General features: G+C 50.0%; 8 protein-coding genes and 2 pseudogenes. 4 read left to right on the forward strand and 6 right to left on the reverse strand.

Translation table 11 applies throughout. The features are described from left to right. Positions 1 to 500: 500 nt before the first annotated feature. Together H6F72_RS23200 and H6F72_RS23205 are read right to left on the reverse strand one after the other, a co-directional pair. Positions 501 to 974, reverse strand: a complete 474-nt coding sequence (locus tag H6F72_RS23200) for a hypothetical protein (protein ID WP_190441457.1) — start codon at positions 972 to 974, stop codon at positions 501 to 503. Positions 975 to 1229: 255 nt separating this feature from the next. Beyond that, a complete protein-coding gene (locus H6F72_RS23205; RefSeq protein ID WP_190441459.1) occupies positions 1230 to 1679 on the reverse strand; it encodes a hypothetical protein in 450 nt (149 codons plus the stop codon). 210 nt (positions 1680 to 1889) lie between these two features. On the opposite strand from H6F72_RS23205, the pseudogene H6F72_RS23210 reads away from it, so the two are divergent. Further along, positions 1890 to 1991: pseudogene (locus tag H6F72_RS23210) on the forward strand (LuxR C-terminal-related transcriptional regulator); the annotation flags it as partial. On the opposite strand, the gene H6F72_RS23215 reads toward H6F72_RS23210, so the two are convergent. The 3 genes from H6F72_RS23215 to H6F72_RS30410 form a co-directional block, all read right to left on the reverse strand. Then, the gene (locus H6F72_RS23215; RefSeq protein WP_190441460.1) at positions 1984 to 2688 is read right to left on the reverse strand and encodes a hypothetical protein; all 705 of its coding nucleotides are present in this window, start codon (positions 2686 to 2688) and stop codon (positions 1984 to 1986) included. The pseudogene H6F72_RS23210 and the gene H6F72_RS23215 sit on opposite strands and share 8 nt — an antisense overlap. Next, a complete protein-coding gene (locus H6F72_RS30405) occupies positions 2685 to 2864 on the reverse strand; it encodes a hypothetical protein (RefSeq protein WP_242017089.1) in 180 nt (59 codons plus the stop codon). The genes H6F72_RS23215 and H6F72_RS30405 overlap by 4 nt, the downstream gene beginning before the upstream one ends. Positions 2865 to 2930: 66 nt before the next feature. Further along, positions 2931 to 3149, reverse strand: coding sequence for a hypothetical protein (locus H6F72_RS30410; RefSeq protein WP_242017090.1), 219 nt, complete (start codon positions 3147 to 3149; stop codon positions 2931 to 2933). Between the two features lie 362 nt (positions 3150 to 3511). Between H6F72_RS30410 and H6F72_RS30855 the strand changes: the two genes are divergently transcribed. Next, entirely contained in the window at positions 3512 to 3637 is a 126-nt protein-coding gene (locus H6F72_RS30855) for a hypothetical protein (protein ID WP_255527367.1), read from the forward strand. Continuing rightward, on the forward strand, positions 3606 to 4595 hold the full coding sequence (locus H6F72_RS23225; protein WP_190441461.1) for a tyrosine-type recombinase/integrase: 990 nt from the start codon (positions 3606 to 3608) through the stop codon (positions 4593 to 4595). The genes H6F72_RS30855 and H6F72_RS23225 overlap by 32 nt, the downstream gene beginning before the upstream one ends. Positions 4596 to 4699: 104 nt before the next feature. Here the strand turns inward: H6F72_RS23225 and H6F72_RS23230 are convergent, their stop codons facing one another. Then, positions 4700 to 5344, reverse strand: coding sequence for a hypothetical protein (locus H6F72_RS23230; RefSeq protein ID WP_190441462.1), 645 nt, complete (start codon positions 5342 to 5344; stop codon positions 4700 to 4702). Positions 5345 to 5594: 250 nt separating this feature from the next. On the opposite strand from H6F72_RS23230, the pseudogene H6F72_RS23235 reads away from it, so the two are divergent. After that, a pseudogene (locus tag H6F72_RS23235) lies at positions 5595 to 5963 on the forward strand (IS5 family transposase); the annotation flags it as partial. Between the last annotated feature and the right edge of the window lie 37 nt (positions 5964 to 6000).

A 6000-nucleotide genomic window follows, 5' to 3' on the forward strand; every position in this document is an offset into this window, starting at 1 on the left:
AGAAGGCCCAAGCACTTGGCTTTGATCTCATAGCTCAACCGATTCCCCAAGAGTGTGTTTCTTAGGAGTAATCCTTCAAGCTGCTATTCTCTGCGACGTCGACTAATGAAAATCGCCCCACAAATTGTTAGTAAGCCTCCTGTAAAAATGACATTACTTCTTTCTCGGAGAACCGTTTCGTATGGCTTATTATGATACTTCTGAATTGTAAATTTTCCGTCTTCAGAATAATAAGATACTGTTCCAGGTGGGGGGTAGACAGTTCCTAAACCTATTAGTGCTATACCTAATACGAAAATAACCCATCCAAATACACGCATTTTCTTAATTCTTTAAGACTCTAGGATATTCTGCTGACTCTCCAACTGTCAGTGAGGAGCAGTACCCTCCCGTGAAGCCTAACGGCAAGAGCAGGTTAAATCGAGCTGGCGAATCAAAAGTGCCAAGTGACTCTAGCTAAAACCTCGGCTTCACTCCCGCTTGCCTACACCTAGCACGTATCAATTCAAGGTATCTGCTATTGGTCCTTTGGGCTGTCGGGAAGGCAGTGAAGCGTGACGGTCACGCGGATCAGTGTAGGTTTGGTCCAGCTCATGCTTCCCATTACGTTCAACTAGCGTGAGTGTTCGGGCGGCGATAGGGCCGCTATTTTCGCAGCTATGAATAATATTAGTAATTACTAGCTTCAGCCCTTTGTTGCGCTTTTCAGGGTTCTTGAGCTTCAGATCATACTGAACGCCTTTGCCAATCAGCTTCTGTGTCCAGTAGTAACGCCAGTTGTCCCTCAAAGTGAATGTAGTTGCCTTGATTGACGCTGTATCAATCAACCAATCCCCATTCATTTCATCCGTTACCCAACTTTGGGTTCGAGGTTGTTTATCGGCATCGATTGTTGGCATTGAAGTGGTGCGATTACAACCCATTAGTAATAGGATCACTCCCACCGACACTCCTGCGATCGCTTTCCACTTCATTAGTCACTCCTAGTAGATAGGATTAGCCTACCAACCTGACCAGGTAGTTCATCCATTTTGACATTTCTTTCAATCCCTCTCAGCTCTCACATGCCCACTGTGTAAGGGGTTTCAGTATTAAAGTTGCGAGAATTTGAATAGTTTGTTTCGGATTTTTCCAAATTCTCAAATTCTCACTTATTAAATGATGCGATCACTGCATCCCACGCTTCATCTATCCGTTGCCTGTGCTGAATCTTAGCGATCGCACCCAGCTCATGCCACATCTTTCGGAGTCCAGCTCCTTATGGTTTTTACCAAATACTTTTTGTGCCGACGCTTGATGCTCAATTGCTGTCGTTTGCGATTGCGTAGTAGGGCACGGAGGAAGGCCAACCCTGCTGCGTTGACTGAACCAGGAAGACTAGGAAACTCATTTCCATCAACCTGTTCGTTGATGTTTAATACCTGGCCCTCCAGGCCGATCAGAACCTCTTTCTGAGTAGACCAAGTGCCAGGACTTAAATCCACACGCTCTAAGCTCTGGCTATCCGCCACTGCACCCCATCGAGTCCGATCAGGCTGAGCCAGTATCACTGAGCGCCGAACCCGAACTATGCTCCCCTTCACAGACACTAGTTGAGGATCTACGAAGTGTTCATCCCCTGCTTCTGAGTGGCAAAGCTCTATCCATTCATGGGCATCACAATCGATTTTTGTAGTCATCTTCTTTTTCGATCCTGCTCATTTCTTACCAATCGCTTACTCCCTTCTCTTGACCCTTCCCGCTCCTCTCGCAACTCTCGCTTGAGATCCCGGATGATCGCAGTGTGCCGATTGCGATCGCCTTCAAGAAGCCACAACTCAAATTCAAAATCGTTCATGCGGCTAATTGTGCCTCCTCGCACACAAGATTAAGTTCTTCTCTCTGAGCGCACGGTCAAGTTCCACATTAGCTCAATCTTCACTAAGCTCAACGCCTCGAGTCGCACGGAAGCGGTCACCCTGGGAATGCGACAAGGGTTAATTTTTATTTGACTTCTACAACCCACACCTGCTGCGCCTCATAGAATTCGCCTCGCTGCTCCAAGGGGCAATCTCCTAGCAGAAGGGCCAACCACACCTGCACCAAAGGCATCTCTAGCGATCGCTGTAACTCCAGGAGCGAAACCGATGATCGAGCGGAGGCTTGCATCCAATAATTGATTGCCTCGACCCAAGCGGTCATATCCTCTTCATGAGCGACCCCTAGCGCTCGGTTAAACACCTCGGCTTCCGTTAAGCCTGGATCTTGACTCATCTGTTCATCGAGCACTTGCAAGAGTGCTGCTTGATCCAGCTCTCCGACGACTGATCGCTCATTCTCAACTGAGTTCCAGGGCGATCGCTGGGGTACTTTCCTGGCCCAACTTAAAGGTGGCTCAATAAACTGCTCTAAATCTACCTGCATGCTCTGGTGCACATAGCGATCAAAAGCATCGGTAGGCATCACCGGACCCTCCTCACTGGTGGCAGCTTCCAACTCCTCAAACATCTGCACCGATCGCTCTTGGAACACCTCCGTGATCTGGGCGATCGCCTCTGCAGCTATCGCCAACTGTTTCGGTGTCTCCTGATCTACCAAGGTGAGATCGAGTAACTGCCACAACTGATCCAGCTCTGCGGCCTCTGGCACCTCCGTCGCTTCACTCAAACTGGCCCAAAGCTGCAATTCCAACTGCTCTACAGAACTCATCGTTTGCTGGTGGGGTGATGAATACAAGGACGAATGGGACACAGTTCTGGGTCAAATCGCTCTTGACTGGCAAACTTGCGAATGCCATAGCGCTCGTCCAGCAGCGCCAATAGGTTCCTGACATACGTATGCACCTGAGAAGGAACCAGACCCATACAGTGAATTGGTTGCACCACAGCTACCTGTTGTTGGCCCTGTCAAATTTGGGCGGCGATCGCATGGACTGGAGTATCTGCTCCCGCTCAGCGATAAACCACGAGGATAGCTGTCCAGACATCTGTGAACTCGCTGACATCAATCGCTAACTCTTCTAACACTGCCGTTTGTCGCTGCCGATTGCGAGCTTGATTGCGGCGATCGCGGTGACGCGCATGAGAGCGTCGGTTGTAGCAGACCTTGGGGGTCCAGCACCCATCTCCTTCAGGGCCATGCAGTGCTTTGGCTTGCTCCGCACTCAACATGGCACAGCGTAGACACTTCTCTAGAATCTTGCGAGTTTTAGGGACGGCTGACTCTGTATCTAGTGAACGCGAGCGGATTCGCTTTGGGGAAGTTGAAGCTATAGAGCAGAACTAGAGAGTGATGAAGCCAAGCGATCGCACTCCACTTGAGTTGGCGATCGCCCTAGTGCTTAGATTGTAAGCCTTTCGTTGTGCCGATTTCTAATTTTGTCTCAGGTGAGTAATAGGCAAGAGAATAGGCATTCTCTGGAATTAGAATTCGAGGTAAAATTTATCAAGCTCTCCCCACCAACCTTTACCGATTGCTTTGCTTTCAAATCACCGGGAGTACGATCGCTCTGTTCCTCCTTACGAGTCTGCTGATGAAACCCATTCCTACGCCTCAGATTGTGCCTCTCTCCCGTCGTAACGACCCTCTCACCGACTCAATCGAGTCTGCGAGCATCGACGAATCGAGTGCTGAGCTTACGAGACGATGCGATCGCTGAGTTTCTCCAAGCGAAGAACCTAGCTCCGAAGAGCGAAAAGGCTTATCGTCTGGATCTTAGTCGCTTTACTCGGTGGTGTGACTTGCCGGGGTCTCCTTATCAGCAGCAGCCTTGGCGAGAGGTCAGTGCACGGCAGCTGCGGCACTTCAAGACTTACTTGCAGCAAGAGTTGCAACTGAGCGCTGGTACGGTTCGGCGCACCCTCAGTACCTTGAAGCAGTTCTTTGACTGGTTGCAGGACCACAAGTACATTCAGACGCATCCAGCTCGAACCTTGGAATTGCCTGAAGCTTCGGAGCCGACAGCGAAGGATTTGTCGGCTGAAGAAATCGAATGGCTCTACAGAGCAGCTACGCTCAGTAAGCTAGCGGAGCGTAACACAGCGATCGTCTCCGTGTTGTTGCATGGACTGCGGGCGGAGGAGATCTGCAATCTCGATGTTGCAGACTTTGATGGCGTAAGGCTGCACATCCGCAAGGCTAAACGCGGTAGCGTCGGGACAGTACCCCTGAAGCCGCAAGCTCAACAGCATTTGCAGATGTACCTGGAGTGGCGACAATCGCAAACTGAAGGCAGTCGAGCCGCAGGCATAGAAATTGAGTCTGATCGTCCCCTGTTTATTTCCTACTCCCCCCGCAATCGCCATCAACGTCTGGGCTATGACGGTCTGTATAAACTCGTTTCCAAAGAGTTGCAGGCGATCGCCCAGGAGTTAGCGCAAGCAGAAGGGAAGGAGGTGTCACATCTGCATCCGCATCGAGGACGGCATACCTTTGCCACAAGTTTAGTGGTTGATGGCATGCGTTACAAAACCATGGACTCTCGCTTAGCCATGAAGTTAACACGTCATCGCTCGGCTCATAGCTTTGATCGTTACGTCAAGAGAGCGGATGAGCTGTTGGCAGAAGCAGCAATTTTTGAGACCGAAGCCCTGAAACAAGCGGAGACAGAAACTTAGCTTCCAGCTACTAGTTCACCACTGATCTCAAGCCCGCTGATCACTCAGTGGCTGGAAGAATTTAGGTCGCGATTGCGCTTTGCAGGTACCTTCGGATTGAATGGCTAAACTTGAGACAGGCTATATTGACCTCTTTGGCCTCGATACCATTGGCCTTCCTTGGCTCCGGCGGAAAGAATATTAAGGATGTGGTGACGAATGGTGGCGTGTATCTCTTGAGGCAAGCTGCCCACAAAAACTGCATCCATGAGATCAGCCACGCTCAGAAGTTCCTCCGGTTGTTGCTGGAATACAGCGGCGATCGCCATCGGTAAGGAATTGTTTTGAAACGCAGCTTGTAAGTAATCCTGCCAGTTCTTCGACGATTTAGCGGTCTTGCTTGTCTTTGAGGATTTCGTGGCTCTGCCACGTTTGGGGGAGGTCGTTGACTTAGACACTGAGCGCGATCGCCGGGGTTGCTCCGCTTCTGATTCTTTCAAGGCAGACAGAACAGGAGCAGATGGAGTTGCTGCAGTGAAAGCATCATCCTTAGCGATTGATGATGAAGTAGCGCTGCCTTCTCCAGAGGGCGGGGATGTTGAAGGTGTTGAGGGGATGCTAAATAAATCAATGACTATCTTTAGGCTTTGCCGCTTTTCCCGAACTCCTTGAAGCTGAGCTGATAGGGTTGCTTCTTGGGTTGCGAGGGCGGTATCGGCTTCTAACAGGTTAGCCAAGATAGCGTTGGGCGTCGTTTGAGCGTTAACCATAGTGAGTATTGGAACAGCGATTTGAATTCAAGAGCATCATACAACTGAACTTTATCCTGGCGTTGCTGGAAAGTAATGATTTGTCCAGGAGGGAGCCTGCTTTTGGGATAGCTATGCCATTACCAAATCAGCAACGCCTTTATCCTTTCTAAGGATTACAACGAGATGACTCATTCTAATTGATAGACTAGGGCGTGTTTTAAAACCCTTTGGCAGAATAGAAATAGTGCAGGAATACTGATTAGCCTCCATGATTCTTCCACCACAAAAGAAGAACCGACGGGGTGAATTAAACGATCGGCAGTGGAAACGCATTTGGCCCCTGCTTCCACCACAAAAGCCTCATACAGGTTGCCCCACTAAAGACCATCGAACCGTCATCAACGGCATCTTGTGGATTCTCAGAACTGGTGCTCCTTGGCGAGACTTACCCAGTCGCTATGGCCACTGGTCAACAGTTTCAGGTCGATTCTACCACTGGCGTCACATCGGCTTGTGGCAGCAACTGCTCGAAGCCCTGCAGATCGAGGCCGATGCCGAGGGCAAAATTAACTGGGACATCCACTTTGTCGATGGGAGTGTTGTCCGTGCGCATCAACATGCAGCAGGAGCAAAAAGGGGGAACTAGCCCCAAGCAGCCTCTTATCCACCACTGA

It is taken from the genome of Trichocoleus sp. FACHB-46, assembly GCF_014695385.1.
Taxonomy (GTDB): Bacteria; Cyanobacteriota; Cyanobacteriia; order FACHB-46; family FACHB-46; genus Trichocoleus.

Coding starts and splice junctions, on each gene's coding strand:
- H6F72_RS30410 (WP_242017090.1), bottom strand. CDS start 3,149: ATGTTGAGTGCGGAGCAAGCCAAAGCACTGCATGGCCCTGAAGGAGAT.
- H6F72_RS23215 (WP_190441460.1), bottom strand. CDS start 2,688: ATGAGTTCTGTAGAGCAGTTGGAATTGCAGCTTTGGGCCAGTTTGAGT.
- H6F72_RS23205 (WP_190441459.1), bottom strand. CDS start 1,679: ATGACTACAAAAATCGATTGTGATGCCCATGAATGGATAGAGCTTTGC.
- H6F72_RS23200 (WP_190441457.1), bottom strand. CDS start 974: ATGAAGTGGAAAGCGATCGCAGGAGTGTCGGTGGGAGTGATCCTATTA.
- H6F72_RS30855 (WP_255527367.1), top strand. CDS start 3,512: ATGAAACCCATTCCTACGCCTCAGATTGTGCCTCTCTCCCGTCGTAAC.
- H6F72_RS23230 (WP_190441462.1), bottom strand. CDS start 5,344: ATGGTTAACGCTCAAACGACGCCCAACGCTATCTTGGCTAACCTGTTA.